The sequence below is a fragment of the Aeromonas sp. QDB63 genome (assembly GCF_027707425.1).
Taxonomy (GTDB): domain Bacteria; phylum Pseudomonadota; class Gammaproteobacteria; order Enterobacterales; family Aeromonadaceae; genus Aeromonas; species Aeromonas caviae.
This window is the reverse complement of sequence record NZ_JAPCIS010000035.1, coordinates 1-15,446: the sequence shown is the minus strand read 5'-3', so window position 1 is coordinate 15,446 and position 15,446 is coordinate 1. Positions and strand designations below refer to the sequence as shown.

15 protein-coding genes are annotated in these 15,446 nt (G+C 60.5%); 6 read left to right on the top strand and 9 right to left on the bottom strand.

Annotated features, from left to right (window positions below; genetic code table 11):
- Window position 1: 1 nt before the first annotated feature.
- Window positions 2-874 carry a U32 family peptidase gene (locus PG879_RS17365; RefSeq protein ID WP_010675065.1) on the top strand — a complete coding sequence of 291 codons (873 nt, stop codon included), beginning with the start codon at window positions 2-4 and terminating at the stop codon, window positions 872-874.
- Window positions 875-949: 75 nt separating this feature from the next.
- Here PG879_RS17365 and nlpI read toward each other — a convergent pair whose 3' ends face one another.
- The 7 genes from nlpI to queA form a co-directional block, all read right to left on the bottom strand.
- Window positions 950-1,882, bottom strand: a complete 933-nt coding sequence (nlpI, locus tag PG879_RS17360; RefSeq protein WP_280520777.1) for a lipoprotein NlpI — start codon at window positions 1,880-1,882, stop codon at window positions 950-952.
- A gap of 90 nt (window positions 1,883-1,972) precedes the next feature.
- Complete coding sequence (locus tag PG879_RS17355) at window positions 1,973-2,341, bottom strand: rhodanese-like domain-containing protein (protein WP_039038735.1); 369 nt, start codon at window positions 2,339-2,341, stop codon at window positions 1,973-1,975.
- 100 nt (window positions 2,342-2,441) lie between these two features.
- Complete coding sequence (gene secF, locus PG879_RS17350; RefSeq protein WP_039038736.1) at window positions 2,442-3,389, bottom strand: protein translocase subunit SecF; 948 nt, start codon at window positions 3,387-3,389, stop codon at window positions 2,442-2,444.
- 9 nt (window positions 3,390-3,398) lie between these two features.
- Window positions 3,399-5,252 (bottom strand): protein translocase subunit SecD, encoded by a 1,854-nt coding sequence (gene secD, locus PG879_RS17345; RefSeq protein ID WP_270830507.1) that lies wholly within the window; start codon window positions 5,250-5,252, stop codon window positions 3,399-3,401.
- 18 nt (window positions 5,253-5,270) lie between these two features.
- A complete protein-coding gene (gene yajC, locus PG879_RS17340; protein WP_010675070.1) occupies window positions 5,271-5,606 on the bottom strand; it encodes a preprotein translocase subunit YajC in 336 nt (111 codons plus the stop codon).
- 50 nt (window positions 5,607-5,656) lie between these two features.
- Window positions 5,657-6,793: a tRNA guanosine(34) transglycosylase Tgt gene (gene tgt, locus PG879_RS17335; protein WP_010675071.1), complete on the bottom strand. Its 1,137-nt coding sequence runs from the start codon at window positions 6,791-6,793 to the stop codon at window positions 5,657-5,659.
- A gap of 118 nt (window positions 6,794-6,911) precedes the next feature.
- Window positions 6,912-7,979 (bottom strand): tRNA preQ1(34) S-adenosylmethionine ribosyltransferase-isomerase QueA, encoded by a 1,068-nt coding sequence (gene queA, locus PG879_RS17330; protein ID WP_010675072.1) that lies wholly within the window; start codon window positions 7,977-7,979, stop codon window positions 6,912-6,914.
- Between the two features lie 211 nt (window positions 7,980-8,190).
- Here queA and PG879_RS17325 point away from each other — a divergent pair, with 211 nt between their 5' ends.
- The 3 genes from PG879_RS17325 (at window position 8,191) to ahpF (ending at window position 11,562) form a co-directional block, all read left to right on the top strand.
- Complete coding sequence (locus tag PG879_RS17325) at window positions 8,191-8,637, top strand: CBS domain-containing protein (RefSeq protein ID WP_010675073.1); 447 nt, start codon at window positions 8,191-8,193, stop codon at window positions 8,635-8,637.
- 629 nt (window positions 8,638-9,266) lie between these two features.
- A complete protein-coding gene (gene ahpC / locus PG879_RS17320; protein WP_010675074.1) occupies window positions 9,267-9,833 on the top strand; it encodes an alkyl hydroperoxide reductase subunit C in 567 nt (188 codons plus the stop codon).
- A gap of 142 nt (window positions 9,834-9,975) precedes the next feature.
- Window positions 9,976-11,562: an alkyl hydroperoxide reductase subunit F gene (gene ahpF, locus PG879_RS17315; RefSeq protein ID WP_039038739.1), complete on the top strand. Its 1,587-nt coding sequence runs from the start codon at window positions 9,976-9,978 to the stop codon at window positions 11,560-11,562.
- A 68-nt stretch (window positions 11,563-11,630) separates the two neighbouring features.
- Here ahpF and PG879_RS17310 read toward each other — a convergent pair whose 3' ends face one another.
- Complete coding sequence (locus PG879_RS17310) at window positions 11,631-12,950, bottom strand: MFS transporter (RefSeq protein ID WP_266140023.1); 1,320 nt, start codon at window positions 12,948-12,950, stop codon at window positions 11,631-11,633.
- Between the two features lie 116 nt (window positions 12,951-13,066).
- Here PG879_RS17310 and PG879_RS17305 point away from each other — a divergent pair, with 116 nt between their 5' ends.
- Entirely contained in the window at window positions 13,067-13,312 is a 246-nt protein-coding gene (locus PG879_RS17305) for a hypothetical protein (RefSeq protein WP_041215012.1), read from the top strand.
- Between the two features lie 124 nt (window positions 13,313-13,436).
- On the opposite strand, the gene PG879_RS17300 is transcribed toward PG879_RS17305, so the two are convergent.
- Window positions 13,437-14,186 (bottom strand): class I SAM-dependent methyltransferase, encoded by a 750-nt coding sequence (locus tag PG879_RS17300; protein WP_266140024.1) that lies wholly within the window; start codon window positions 14,184-14,186, stop codon window positions 13,437-13,439.
- A 228-nt stretch (window positions 14,187-14,414) separates the two neighbouring features.
- Here PG879_RS17300 and PG879_RS17295 point away from each other — a divergent pair, with 228 nt between their 5' ends.
- Complete coding sequence (locus tag PG879_RS17295; protein ID WP_160837367.1) at window positions 14,415-14,900, top strand: VOC family protein; 486 nt, start codon at window positions 14,415-14,417, stop codon at window positions 14,898-14,900.
- Window positions 14,901-15,446: the final 546 nt, after the last annotated feature.

Sequence of the window (15,446 nt, the reverse complement as noted above, 5' to 3'; positions counted from 1 at the left end):
CATGAAATTCTCACTCGGGCCCTTGCTCTTCTACTGGCCCAAGGCCGACACCCAGGCCTTCTATCAGGCGGCCGCCGCCAGCCAGGCCGACATCGTCTATCTGGGGGAAACCGTCTGCAGCAAGCGGCGCGAACTGAAAGTGGATGACTGGATTGCCCTCGCCCGTCAGGTGGCGGGCTCCGGCAGGCAGGCGGTGCTCTCCACGCTGGCGCTGATCTCTGCCCCCTCCGAGCTCAAGGAGGTCAAGCGGCTGGTCGACAACGGCGCGCTGATGATCGAGGCCAACGATCTGGGGGCCGTCCAGCTCGCCAGTGAAGCCGGGCTGCCGTTCGTCTGCGGCCCCGCCATCAACGCCTACAACGCCGACGTGCTGCGCATGCTGCTCAAACAGGGAATGCAGCGCTGGGTGATGCCGGTGGAGCTCTCCCGCGACTGGCTGATGCAGCTCAATCAGGATCTGGGCAGGGAGCGCCAGCAGTTCGAGGTGGAGGTGTTCGCCTATGGTCATCTGCCGCTCGCCTACTCGGCACGCTGCTTCACCGCCCGCTCCCTCGACCGGCCCAAGGACAACTGCGAACTGGCCTGCATCCACTACCCCACCGGCCGGCTTGCCAGCAGCCGCGAGGGGCAGAAGGTGTTCAACCTCAACGGCATCCAGACTCAGTCCGGTTACTGCTACAACCTGGGCAACGAGCTCAAGGGGATGGAGGGGCTGGTGGATGTAGTGCGCCTCTCGCCCGAAGGCATGGAGACCCTGACGATGCTGGAGCGCTTCAAGGCCAACGAACAGGGGATGGCCCCCCTGCCCCTGCAGCAGGAGCGGGACTGCAACGGTTACTGGCGCCAGATCCCCGGCATGAGCCTGGTGGAGTAGCGGTACAACCCGTGTAACCAGACAGCAAAAAGGCCTCGTCAAGAGGCCTTTTTCATGGGGTTCAAACCCGTTTAGTCACGCTTTGCCGCTCTTGCCCTGGGCTCCGGGTGGCTGGGGCTTGCGCGCCATCAGTTCCAGCTCCAGCAAGGCATAGCGATGCTCGATGAAGTCATAGACGTTGTTGGCCAGCGCCAGCTTGAAGTAGCTGATGGCTTCCTTGCGGTTACCCTTGGCCAGCTCGAACTTGCCGAGGTAGAAGTAGGTCTCGCACAGGCGCTCGGCGAGCTCCCTGTTGTCCTTGACCCCTTTCACCACGTTGCTCATCAACTGGGTGGCATTGATGTCGCCCGTATAGAGGCGCACCAGATCCCAGTTCCAGGCGTCGTCGTCATACTTGTTGAGCCGCTCGCGCATCCGGCTCATGGCCGCCGGTCCGTTGAGCTTCTGCTCGGCCAGATAGAGCCAGATCACCCGATAAGGGTCTTCTGGTTGCGCCTCGTAGAAGCGCTTCATATCCGCCGCGGCAAGCTCGGGGCGATTGCCGTAATAGAGCGCGATTCCCCGGTTGAGATAGGCGTAGTCGTAATCCGGGGCGAGCTCCAGGGCGGAGTCGAACGCCTCATAGGCCTCGTCGTAGTTCTGCTGTTGAACCAGATAGACACCGATAAAGTTGTAGGCCTCGGCAAAATCCGGCTTCTCCCGCAGGGCGCGGTTGAAGTCGAGTCGCGCCAGGGAACGCAAGCCCACCCGGTCAAACACCACGGCACGCTCATAAAAGAGTTCTGCCCGCTGTTCGGTCGTCAATTCCATTTCACTGAGCATCTGCCCGAGTCGCGCCAACGCCAACTCGCTCTGGTAGGAGACCTGCAAGGGGGTCGCCAATACCAGTGAAGCGGGTTGCGGCTTGGGAACTTGAGGCGCTTTTACCTGACTGCTACTGCTGCAACCCCACAAGGGGAGCAACAACAGGATACCCGTGAGGTATCCAATCCCTATCCTGACGTTCAATGAACACTCCGACGCTTACGCTTGACCCCGCATATGGTAAAGATCACGGGGCCGTTTGTCATGTGGCGCAGCCCCTCTCCCTCAAATAAATCAGGATTCGACAGGGTATCCGGCATCGCTCCAGCCGCGAAAGCCTCCATCGACGCTGACGACCCGGGAATAACCCATCTTCTGCAGGTTATCCGCCACCAGGATGGAGCGAAATCCCCCACCACAATAGAGGTAGAGTTCGGTGTCGGGATCCGGATACCGGGTCTCGATGTCACGCTCTATCACCCCGCGCCCGAGATAGGTGGCCCCCGGCAGATGGCCCCTGGCCCACTCGCTCTCTTCGCGCACGTCGATCAGATGAAATGCTCGGCCCTCATCCTGCCAGCGCTTGATCTGATGCACATCGGTTTCCTGCACCTGCGGGCGGATGGCCTCTACCAGGGCCAGAAAACGGGGATTGTGTTGCATGGGCTTGCTCCTTGCTTTGGGTAATGGATGCTGGGTTGTGGGGAGCATCATGACTCACCCCGGCCACAAGAGAAAGGGCGCCTTGCGGCGCCCTTGTCTGTTACGGCAGGATCTCTTGCTGATCCGCGCCCTCTTTTTCCACCTGGGTCGGCAGCATGTGCTCCCGCTTGATCCCGAGGAACATGGCTGAGGCGCTCGCCACATAGATGGAGGAGTAGGTCCCGAAAGCCACCCCGATCACCATGGCGATGGAGAAACCGTGGATCAGAGGCCCGCCTTTGAGCAGCAGCGCCACCACCACCACGAAGGTCAACCCCGAGGTGATGATGGTCCGGCTCAGGGTCTCGGTCATGGAGAGGTCCATGATCTCCGCGGTGTCCCCACGGCGTACCTTGCGGAAATTCTCCCGCACCCGGTCGAACACGACGATGGTGTCGTTCAGGGAGTACCCCACCAGCGTCATCAGCGCCGCCAGCACGGTCAGGTCGAACTCGTACTGGAAGTAGGCGAAGATGCCGAGGGTGATGATCACGTCGTGAGCCAGGGAGAGGATGCCCCCCGTGGCCAGACGCCACTCGAAGCGCACCGCCACGTAGATCAGGATACAGAGGATGGAGGCCAGCATGGCCAGGGCACCGTCGGTGGCCAGCTCGTCACCCACGGAGGGACCGACGAACTCGACACGCTTGAGCACGGCGCTCTCGTCGACCAGCTTGGCGGCCGCCAGGACCTCGTTGCCCTGCTGCTCGACCTTGACGCCCTCTTGCGGGGCCATGCGCACCAGCACATCACGGCTGGAGCCGAAGAACTGCAGGGTCGCCCCGTCAATCTTCTGCTGATCCAGCGCCTCGTGCATCTTGTCCAGGCTCACCGACTGCTGGAACCCCACCTCGATGGTGGTACCGCCGGTGAAGTCCAGCCCCCAGTTCAGGCCACGATCGTACAGAACGTAGAGGGCGAGCACCGTCACCAGAGCAGAGAGGACCATACCCAGCTTGGCGAAACGCATGAAGGGGATGGGCTTTTCAAAATGTAGAATTTGAAACATGTCTCTTCCTTAGATCGGCAGCTTGTCGATGCGCCGTCCACCCCAGGCCAGGTTGATGATGGCGCGGGATACCGTGATGGCAGTGAACATGGACGCCGTCAGGCCGATCCCGAGGGTCAGGGCGAAGCCCTTGATGGCACCGGTACCGATACCGAACAGGATCACGCAGGTGATGAGCGAGGTGACGTTGGAGTCGGCGATGGTGGAGAAGGCGCGATCAAAGCCCAGGTGAATGGCTTGCTGCACCCCGCGACCATTGCGGATCTCTTCACGAATACGCTCGTAGATCAGCACGTTCGCATCCACCGCCATCCCCAGCGTCAACACGATACCGGCGATGCCCGGCAGGGTCATGGTGGCCCCCGGGATCATCGACATGATACCGACGATGAGCACCAGGTTCATGGTCAGCGCCAGATTGGCCACCCAGCCGAAGGCACGGTAGTAGATCCCCATGAAGAGCACGATCACCAGCATGGCCCAGCCGATGGCTTCCATCCCGCTGTCGATGTTCTGCTGACCCAGGCTCGGGCCTATGGTGCGCTCTTCGACGATCTGGATGGGGGCAATCAGGGCACCGGCACGCAGCAGCAGCGCCAGGTTGTGGGCTTCGTTGGCATTGTCGATCCCGGTGATGCGGAACTGGCTACCCAGGCGAGACTGGATGGTGGCGACGTTGATCACCTCCTCCTGCTTGCGGAACTTGCGCTTGCCGTCCGGACCAGGCTGACCCACCGGCTTGTACTCGATGAAGACGGTCGCCATGCCCTTGCCAACGTTGTCCTTGGTAAAGTTGGCCATCTTGTTGCCACCCTGACCATCGAGCTTGATGTTGACCTGGGGACGGCTGTATTCATCGAAACCGGACTGGGCACCCACGATGTGGTCACCGGTCAGGATCACGCGCTTTTGCAGTACCACGGGACGACCGTTGCGATCGTTGTAGACCTTGGAGCTCGGCGGCACGCGGCCTGCGGCAGCGGCCTGGATATCGGCAGCCTCATCGACCATGTGGAACTCCAGGGTCGCGGTGGCCCCCAGGATCTCCTTGGCACGGGCGGTGTCCTGGATCCCCGGCAGCTCGACGATGATACGCTCGCCGCCCTGCTGCTGGACCAGCGGCTCGGCCACACCCAGTTCGTTCACCCGGTTGCGGATGATGGTGATGTTCTGCTCGAGGGCATACTTCTTCACCTCTTTGACCTTGGCTTCGCTCAGACTGGCCAGCAGGATGAAGTCATCCCCTTTCTGGTCTGTGGTGAAGACAAGATCCGCATTCTGGCGACGCAGGAAGGAGAGTGCCTTGGCCTGATCGGTCTCGTCACGGAAGACCACCTGCACCTGATCCCCGACCCGGCGTACACCGGAGTAGCGGATCTTCTGGGTGCGCAGCTCGGCGCGGAAATCCTGCACCATCTGTTCCTGCTGCTTGGCCAGCGCTTCGGCCATGTCCACTTCCATCAGGAAGTGCACACCGCCCCGCAGGTCAAGACCGAGCTTCAGGGGCGCCGCGCCGATGGCCTCAAGCCAGGCGGGGGTGGACGGAGCCAGGTTGAGGGCGGTGATGAAATTGTCGCCCAGCTTGTTGGCCACGATGTCGCGCGCCTTGAGCTGGTCTTCGGTGTTGTTGAAACGGATCAGGATGAAGCCGTGCTCGAACGCCGCATGCTTGACCGGGATCTTCGCCTCGTCGAGGGTTTCCTTCACCTGATCGAGGGTTTCTAGTTTGACTTCGGCACCACGGCTGGCAGAGACCTGCAAGGCCGGGTCTTCGCCGTAAAGATTGGGGGCTGCATATAGAAAACCGATGGCGATCACGACGATCACCATCAGGTATTTCCACAGCGGATAGCGATTTAACACGCTGTGCTCCTCGGGAGATTAGAGGGACTGGATAGAACCCTTGGGCAGAACGGCAGAGACGAAGTCACGCTTGATGGTGACCTGGGTCTGATCGTTCAGGGCCAGCACAATGTAGTCGCTGTCGGCGGAAACCTTGGCGATCTTGCCGACCAGGCCACCGGAAGTGAGCACTTCGTCGCCCTTGGAGAGGGAGCTCATCAGATTGCGATGCTCCTTGGCACGCTTGGCCTGGGGACGGTAGATCATGAAGTAGAAGATGAGACCGAACACGGCCAGCATGATGATCATTTCCATGCCACCACCCTGTGCTGCCGGAGCCGCGCCTTCTGCATACGCCTTGGAGATAATGCTCATTTAACAACCTCTTATTGATGTAGATTTGAATACTAACTTATATGTCGTTGTTATTTCACGTCATTTTCAGCCAGTGGAGGCACAGGCTTCCCTTGCCGACGGTAAAACTCAGTTACAAAGTCGTCTAATTTACCCTGCTCGATCGCGTCCCGCAAACCCTGCATCACGCGCTGGTAATAACGCAGGTTGTGGATGGTATTCAGACGGGCACCGAGGATCTCGTTGCACTTGTCCAGATGGTACAGATAGCTGCGGGTGTAGTTCTTGCAGGTGTAGCAATCGCAGTCCGCATCCAGGGTGCTGGTGTCTTCCCGGTACTTGGCGTTGCGGATCTTGACCACGCCATCGGTGGTAAAGAGATGACCGTTGCGGGCGTTGCGGGTCGGCATCACGCAGTCGAACATGTCGATACCGCGGCGCACCCCTTCCACCAGATCCTCCGGCTTGCCCACCCCCATCAGGTAGCGCGGCTTGTCGGCCGGAATTTTCGGGCAGACATGGTCAAGGATGCGATGCATGTCCTCTTTGGGCTCACCCACGGCGAGACCGCCGACCGCGTAACCGTCGAAGCCGATCTCAAGGAGACCGTCCAGCGACACATCCCGCAGCGGTTCGTAGACAGAACCCTGGATGATGCCGAACAGGGCGTTCTTGTTGCCGAGCGCATCGAACTTGTCACGGGAGCGCTTGGCCCAGCGCAGGGACATCTCCATGGACTTGCGCGCTTCCTCGTAAGTGGCCGGGTACGGGGTGCACTCGTCGAAGATCATCACGATGTCGGAACCCAGATCGTACTGGATCTCCATGGACTTCTCGGGATCGAGGAAGATCTTCTCGCCGTTGATGGGATGACGGAAGTGCACCCCCTCCTCGGTGATCTTGCGGATGTGCCCCAGACTGAATACCTGGAAACCACCGGAGTCGGTCAGGATCGGCCCCTGCCAGTTCATGAAGTCGTGCAGATCGCCGTGGGCGCGCATCACTTCCTGACCCGGGCGCAGCCAGAGGTGGAAGGTGTTGCCAAGCAGGATCTGGGCACCGGTCTCACGCACCTCTTCCGGTGTCATCCCCTTGACGGTGCCGTAGGTGCCGACCGGCATGAAGGCCGGGGTCTGGACCACGCCACGCTCGAACACCAGTTGACCGCGACGGGCACGCCCATCGGTGGTTTTCAATTCAAATTTCATTGCTACCTCTATTCAGTCAGAGAAACAGTCTGACAACAAAGGGCCCGAGGGGCCCGGTAATATGAAGCCGGCCGGCATACTGACAAGCAGAGCCTGAACGACTTCTGAAGGGCAAGGCTTAACCCTGCACCCGGCGACGGGTGACGAACATGGCGTCCCCGTAGCTGAAGAAACGGTACTGTCCCGCCACGGCGGCCTGATAGGCGGCCATCACGTTGTCATAGCCGGCAAAGGCGCTGACCAGCATGATCAGGGTGGATTCGGGCAGGTGGAAGTTGGTGATCATGGCATCGACCACCTGGAACTCGTAACCGGGGAAGATGAAGATGTCGGTGTCATTGAAGAAGGGCGCCAGCGGCTTGCCCTGGGCCAGGGTCGCCTTGGCTGCGCTCTCGAGGGATCGTACCGACGTGGTGCCCACCGCAACCACCCGACCGCCGCGGGCGCGGGTCGCCGCGATGGCATCCACCACCTCCTGGGGCACTTCGGCGTATTCCGAGTGCATGTGGTGATCTTCAATCTTGTCGACGCGCACCGGCTGGAAGGTGCCCGCGCCCACGTGCAGGGTCACGAAGGCCATCTCCACGCCCTTGGCACGGATCTGCTCGAGCAGCGGCTCGTCGAAGTGCAGACCGGCGGTCGGCGCCGCCACGGCACCCGGCTTCTGGTTGTAGACGGTCTGGTAGCGCTCCTTGTCGGCATCCTCGTCGGGGCGGTCGATATAGGGAGGCAACGGCATGTGGCCGATGGCATCCAGAATGGTCAGCACAGGGCGCGGGTCGAGGAAGTGGATCTCGAACAGAGCGTCGTGGCGGGCACGCATCTCGGCCTCGACGGGCACGCCGTCGGCACCGCCATCCAGAAGGAGACGGGTACCTGGCTTGGGGGACTTGGACGAGCGGACGTGCGCCAGCACGCTGTGCTCGTCCAGAATGCGCTCCACCAGCACCTCCAGCTTGCCGCCGCTGGCCTTCTGGCCAAACATGCGGGCCGGAATAACTCGGGTATTGTTGAACACCAGCAGATCGCCGGGGTTGAGCTGGTCAAGCACATCGACAAAATGACCGTGGCGCAGGGCGCCGGTTTGACCATCGAGCTGCAGCAGGCGGCTGGCGGTACGCTCCGCCATGGGGTAGCGGGCAATCAGCTCGTCTGGCAGATCAAAATGAAAATCGGATACTTGCATCTTTCACCTCGGGGGAATCGGCGGCTAGTCTAGTTATCCCCCTCTTCCAAGGCAACCCAAAAGACTAAAAACCCAAGGAAGACAAGGGATAGCGGGCCATTTTGTGAGGTTGGGCCCGTTAAAAAACCTTTAAGGTTTTGTATTGACCCCGATCATGTTCTGGCGACGGGGGCTGGGCTAGGGTGGAAGCAGACACACAAGGAGGCCCACCATGATGACCCTCTCCGAGATCATGACTGAACACCCCTTTACCCTGGGTCCGGAAAACAGCGTCAAGCAGGCGATGGAGCTGATGCAGCAGGAGCGGATCCGTCACGTTCCCATCGTCGATGAACACCAGCATCTGCTCGGTCTGGTCACCCTCTCGGACATCCTGGCCACCCGTGAATCCAAGCTGCTGCTGATCAACCCCGAGCGGGAGGCGGAGTTCACCGACAGCGTCCAGCTCGACGAGATCATGACCCGTCAGGTGGCGAGCGTGGATCCCCACGCCGGCATCAAGGAGGCAGCTCTGTATCTGCAGCGCCACAAATATGGCTGTCTGCCGGTACTCAAGGGGCGCAAGCTGGTTGGCATCGTCACCGAGTCGGACTTCATCGCCGTGGCCATCAATCTGCTGGAGCTGATGGAGGAGCAGGAGCCCCCAACCGACTTTTGATCTTAAAATTATGTAATAAAATTACAATAAAAGCGTTTTCAGCCTAATTAAACGGCTATTCAAGTGAGACACTTTCAATTTGACTGTAAAATTACACCACAAAACTTGCGTTGTGACATTCATCACACTATGATGCCCACCATGCAATGGTTGCCGAAAAGGAGATGAGGATTGTGCACCCGCCATCTTCTCTTCATATGTCTGCAAGTTTGCACACCCCGTAGTTAGTCTTTGCTGTAAAGCATATTTATCGCCATTCCTTGTTTGATGACCCGGCCCTGTCTGTGCGACGGCGCCGGGATTTTTTTATCCCTCTTTTTTCTACTGCGCCGCCTCGTCTGCCCCCTTCTCTGCTCACGCAATGAAAACAAATCCGGCCCAGCCCTTGAAAATGTGACATGCAGGACAGAAATTGAACTTCGACAATGAGTTATCTCCGAAGGCCTGAGATATTCATGTTAGGTACAGTTGTGATGGTCTATCTAATAAATAGATTTATGTGATTTAAAATTGTGGCTTTGACCGATTAGAAAAAGTCACTATGATGACTCCATCGAAAGTTAAGCGCCTCGTCTGGCACGACTCTTCAACACCAGACAGGCATATGTACATCACCAAGGAGCAAATACATGTCTACCTACATCAACACTGAAATCAAGCCGTTCAACGCCACCGCCTACCACAATGGCAAATTCGTTCAGGTGTCTGACGCTGACCTGAAAGGCAAGTGGTCCGTGGTGTTCTTCTACCCGGCTGATTTCACCTTCGTCTGCCCGACCGAGCTGGGCGACCTGGCCGACAACTACGCCGAATTCCAGAAGCTGGGCGTCGAGATCTACGCCGTCTCCACCGACACCCACTTCACCCACAAGGCCTGGCACGACACTTCTGACACCATCCAGAAGATCCAGTACCCGATGATCGGCGACCCCACCGGCACCATCACCCGCAACTTCGGCGTGATGATCGAAGAAGCTGGCCTGGCTGACCGCGGTACCTTCGTCATCGACCCGCAAGGCGTCATCCAGATCGTTGAAATCAACGCTGGCGGCATCGGCCGTGACGCACTGGAACTGCTGCGCAAGGTCAAGGCTGCCCAGTACGTTGCTTCCCACCCGGGTGAAGTGTGCCCGGCCAAGTGGAAAGAAGGCGACGCCACCCTGGCCCCGTCCCTGGATCTGGTAGGCAAAATCTAAGCCTCCCCGCTCTGAAGACCGGCCCGTTCAAGGGCCGGTCTTGTTTACGGCCCTCAGAAAATGCGCCGGTCTGCTGTGTGGACCTCTGTTTTCTGTACCCGGTCATCGTGCCGACCCGCATTCAGCAAGAAGGAATTCGACCATGTTAGATACCAACCTCAAACAACAACTCAACGGTTACTTGCAGTACATCGTCAATCCCATCGAGATCAGCGTGTCCGGCAATGACAGCGACAAATCCGCCGAACTCCTGGCATTGGCCAGCGAGATAGCCGAGATGTCCCCCAAAATTTCCCTGACCGATGGCACCAATGCCCGCAAGCCTTCCATGAGCATCGCGCCCCAGGGCCAGGCCCCGCGCGTGCACTTTGCCGGCATTCCCATGGGTCATGAATTCACCTCCCTGGTGCTCGCCCTGCTGCAAAGCGGCGGTCACCCCTCCAAGGCCGATCCGGCCGTGCTGGAGCAGGTGAAGAACCTCAAGGGCGAGTTCCACTTCGAGACCTATATTTCCCTCTCCTGCCACAACTGTCCGGACGTGGTACAGGCCCTGAACCTGATGTCCACCCTGAACCCCGGCATCACCCACACCATGATCGACGGTGCCCTGTTCCAGGATGAGGTGAACGAGCGTCAAATCATGGCGGTCCCGAACGTCTACCTGAACGGTCAGCCGTTCAGCCAGGGCCGCATTTCGCTGGAAGAGATCGTCGCCAAACTCGACACCGGCGCTGCCGAGCGCAAGGCGCAAGAGCTGAGCGAAAAAGCGCCTTATGACGTGCTGGTGGTGGGCGGTGGCCCGGCCGGTGCCGCCGCGGCCATCTATGCCGCCCGCAAAGGCATTCGCACCGCCATTGTCGCCGAACGTTTCGGTGGCCAGGTGATGGACACCGTCGGCATCGAGAACTTCATCTCCGTGCCCTACACCGAGGGCCCCAAGCTGGCCGCCAGCCTGGAGCAGCACGTCAAGCAGTACGGCGTGGAAGTGATCACCGAGCAGCGTGCCGCCGCCATCAGCAAGGATGGTTACGTCAACGTGGACCTCGCCTCCGGTGCCACCTTGAAGAGCCGCGCCGTGATCCTGGCGACCGGTGCCCGCTGGCGCGACCTGAACGTGCCGGGTGAACTCGAGTACCGTACCAAGGGTGTGGCCTACTGCCCCCACTGTGACGGCCCCTTCTTCAAGGGCAAGCGCGTGGCGGTGATCGGTGGCGGCAACTCCGGCATCGAGGCGGCCATCGATCTGGCCGGCATCGTCGAGCACGTCACCGTGGTAGAGTTCGCCGATACCCTGCGTGCCGACGACGTGCTGCAGAAGAAGGCCCGTTCCATGGGCAATATCGACATCATCATGAGCGCCCGCACCACCGAAGTGATCGGCGACGGCAGCAAGGTGGTGGGCATGGACTACGAAGATCGCACTACCGGCGAGATCAAGCATCTGGCGGTGGCCGGCATCTTCGTCCAGATCGGTCTGGTGCCGAACACCGAGTTCCTCAAGGGGAGCGAAGTGGCCCTGACCCGATTTGGCGAAATCGAGATCGACACCAAGGGTGCCACCTCCCTGCCCGGCGTCTATGCCGCAGGGGATGCCACCACGGTACCGTTCAAGCAGATCATCATCTCCATGGGGGCAGGTGCCACCGCCGCCCTGGGGGCGTTTGATTACCTCATTCGCAACCCGGCGCCGGAAGCACAAGCTACCCAGGCCGATGCCGTGACCGCCTGATAACCGCCCAACAAAAAACCGACTCCCTGGAGTCGGTTTTTTTATCCCTGTCGTTGGGTCGCCAGCCTTCAGCGCCCCTGCGGCACGTCCCTCTCCTGCCCCTCTTCACTCACCGCTCTCTCTTCTGCATCAGGCACGGCATAGCTCGCCGGCACTGCCTCCCCTTCCAGATCCGTTCTTGGCTCCAGCTCCGCCGTCATGGGGGTGTTGGGGGGCACAGGTATGAAAACCTGATGCTCCGTCAGCGGAATGGGGGCTCGCTTACGCCTGCGCCAGCCGAGATAGGCCGACAGCAGCAGACCGCACAGGGCAAAGTAGACGAACAGCCCCTGTGGTCCGAACGTTGCCATGGTAAAGGGGGCCAGCAGCGGACCCGTCATGGCCCCCAGGCTGTAGGCAAGCAGCAACCCCTGGTTTGCCCCCAGCACCTGATCCGGGCGCAGTTCATCGCAGGCATGGCTGAGGCTCAAGGGATAGATGGAGAACGCCATGCCCCCCAGCAGGAAGACAAGAGTCCCCTCGACTGGCTCGCGCCAGGGCTCCGGCAGCAGCACCATCAACAACGCGATCAGGGTCAGCAGGGCGCAGAGCAGCAGGATCACCAACCGTCTGTCGTAACGATCAGATGCACGCCCGATGGGATATTGCAGACACATCCCCCCCAGGATCACCAGCGCCATCATGTCCGCCACCTGGGAGAGGGAGGCGCCGCTGTCGGTGAAATAGAGCGGCAACAGCCCATAGATGGCCCCGAGGATGAGGCCCGAGGTAAAGCTGCTGCCCATTCCCGCCGGAGTGAGGCGCACCAGCTCCAGCACTCCCACCGGCTGGGGAGCCACCATGGCCGGCGTCGCCACCCGGGAGAGAGCCAGAGGCACCACGGAGAGGGTCGCCGCCATGGCGCACAGGGCGAACGGCGTCAGCACCATGGGGTCCACCTGCTTGAGCAGCAGCTGGCCCAGGGCGAGTGAGCCGTACAGCAGGATCATGTAGAGGGACATCAACCGCCCCCGGTTCGCAGGGGTGCTTGAGACCAGCATCCAGGACTCCAGCACCACGAACAGGCCGCCGGTGGCAAACCCCCCGATCAGCCGCAGCGCCGCCCAGGTGACAGGCTCCACCACCATGCCGTGCAGCAGAAACAGAAAACAGAGCAGGGAGGCATAAGCCGCATAGGCCCGGATATGACCCACCCGGATGATGAGGCGGGCATTGATGAAGGTCCCCAGCACCAGGCCGCCGAAATAGGCAGCCGACACCAGACCGATGGCCTGGGCGGACACCTGCTCGGCGGAGAGACGCACCGTCAGCAGGGTATTGAACAGACCGTGACCCAGAATGAAGATCACCAGACTGGTCAGGGGGGACAGCAACCTTGTCAGTGCCATGGAGCCTCCTCGCAACAAAAGGGTCATGGTAGCCCCTGCCTCCCGCCCCCTTCAACCCGAATGCCCTCCCCCTGCGGGGCTATGCTTGACGGGAACCCCACTTGGAGATCCGAAAGATGAGACTCATGCTGTTGTTGGCCGCCCTGCTCTTTTGCGGCAGTGCCCTCGCCTTCCACTGCCCCATGGACATGAAGAAGATAGACGACGCCCTGGCCGCAGGCCCCGCCCTCAGTGCCGAGCAACTGGCCGAGGTGAAGCAGTTGAGGGCGGACGGAGAGACCTTGCACAACGCGGGCAAGCATCAGGAATCGGTCGATACCCTGGCCAAGGCCATGGCCATTCTCGGCATCGATCAGGGCTGATACCGCCCCTTCGCCGCGCGACGGTCTCTTTCGCATCGCCCGGATACAGACCGCCAAAATGAAACAAGGCCCTCGCCATCACTGGCGGGGGCCTTTTCACTGCGGATGTCAGCGCTGAACGGGGCTACACCCGGCCACTGTAGACCAGGGTGCAATAGTTGAAGGCTATCTTGCCGTCAACGGCATGGCGAGCAAACTCGCGGCGAACGAGCGCCGTCATCTGATCGTGGGCCGGCGTGCCCGCCACAGGCGCATAGGAGGAGGAGTTGAGCCGTCCAAGCACCCCGTCAAGATCGAACAGCTGACTGTTCTCGAAGCGATCGAGCCGGTACTCCCCGGTGAAGAAGGCGCGAAAATCCGCCTCACCGAGGTTGCGATGATTGACCTCCTCGTAATCCCCCGAGTAGGCGTGCAGCCCCTCTTCATAGGCCCTGAGAAACGGGGTGTTCGTCAGCCTGTCATTCCAGATGAGGGCGACCTGGCCACCGGGCTTGAGCAGCCGCTGGCACTCCTGCCGAAAAGCCGCGCGATCGAACCAGTGAAACGCCTGGGCGACCGTCACCAGATCCATCGCCCCCGTGGGCAGGCCCGTGGCTTCCGCACTGCCGTGCAGCCAGCCGATGTTCCCCACCTGGGCGAGCAGCCGTTTGGCGGCTGCCCGCATATCGTCGTTGGGCTCCACCGCCCAGACCCGCGCGACCCGGGGGGCCAGCAGGGCGGTCAGGATGCCGGTGCCCGCGCCGATGTCCGCCACCTGGGCCTCTGGCCCCATGGCCAGCTCCCTTGCCAGAAAATCCAGCATGGCGGCGGGATAACCGGGTCGATATTTCACATAGGCCTCGACCCGGGTCGAGAATCGCTGGGTACTGTCCATGGCAGACTCCTCTCTTGCTGCGGCCTTCATGCCAGCTCCCGGCCTGGTGACCAGGATCCCCATGCCACTACACTTGACCCCATCATGCAAGCCCCAAGCGGGTGGCAAACGGCGTACAGGCTGGCTTGTCACCCAGCGAAGCAGCAGGCGCTGCGGGCGGCAGGATACCCATCGGGGCGCCCGCTCACGGGCGTCGAAGGACAAACACCAGGATGGAGCTGCGACACAATGAGACCAGTCAAGAACAGGATTTGCCTCTGGTATAACGGGAATGCCGAGGAGGCCGCACGGTTTTACGCCAGCCTCTTCCCCGACTCCGCCGTCGGTGCCGTACACCGGGCCCCGGCCGACTATCCCGCTGGCAAGGAAGGAGACGTGCTGACGGTCGAGTTCAGGGTGATGGGGATCCCCTGCCTCGGCCTCAACGGCGGGCCCGGGGTCAGCCACAACTGGGCGTTCTCGTTTCAGGTGGCTACCCAGGACCAGGCCGAGACGGATCGCTACTGGCACGCCATCATCGACCATGGCGGTCAGGCGAGCGAGTGCGGCTGGTGTCAGGACAAGTGGGGCATCTCCTGGCAGATCACCCCTCAGGTCCTCACCGAGGCGATCACCGATCCCGACCCCGAGGCTGCGAGGCGCGCCTTCGAGGCCATGATGCAGATGGACAAGATTGACATTGCCACCATCGAGGCGGCGCGCCGGGGCGAGTAGCCCGTTCGCACGGACGCCGCACACAACAAGGCCACCCCTGGGGGTGGCCTTGTGCATATTGGCAGTCAGCCTTAGGGCGCTGATTACGACCATTTAAGTTGGAAACTCGTGAGTCAAAAATTTCAATATCTTAGCGATATCCAATGCGACAATTAAGTTGGAAACTCAAGCGCGATTCTCCACCAGTTACACGAGCAAATAGGACATTGAAGTTGGAAACCAAGCACTGCTTGACGTGATACAGTTTGTGAAATTTTATTAAAAATAAGGGCGGTCGTTTACCGTAACCGCCCCTTGTGCGCGATGCAACTGGCGATCAGATCAGGGGTGCCTTGCCGTCAATGAACACCAGCAGCTTGCCGTCATCACGCAGGGCATACGGGGTAAGACGGTGTTGGAATTATCCAGCACAAAGGCACCATGTTCGAGGAGGAAATATGTATCCGAGGCGTACTTCTTGGGGGGATTACCCAGGGCGAGAGCGTGAACATATTGTTAAATTGACTTCAATTCAGCCAGCCCTGCATCCAATACCTTTTCCAGATA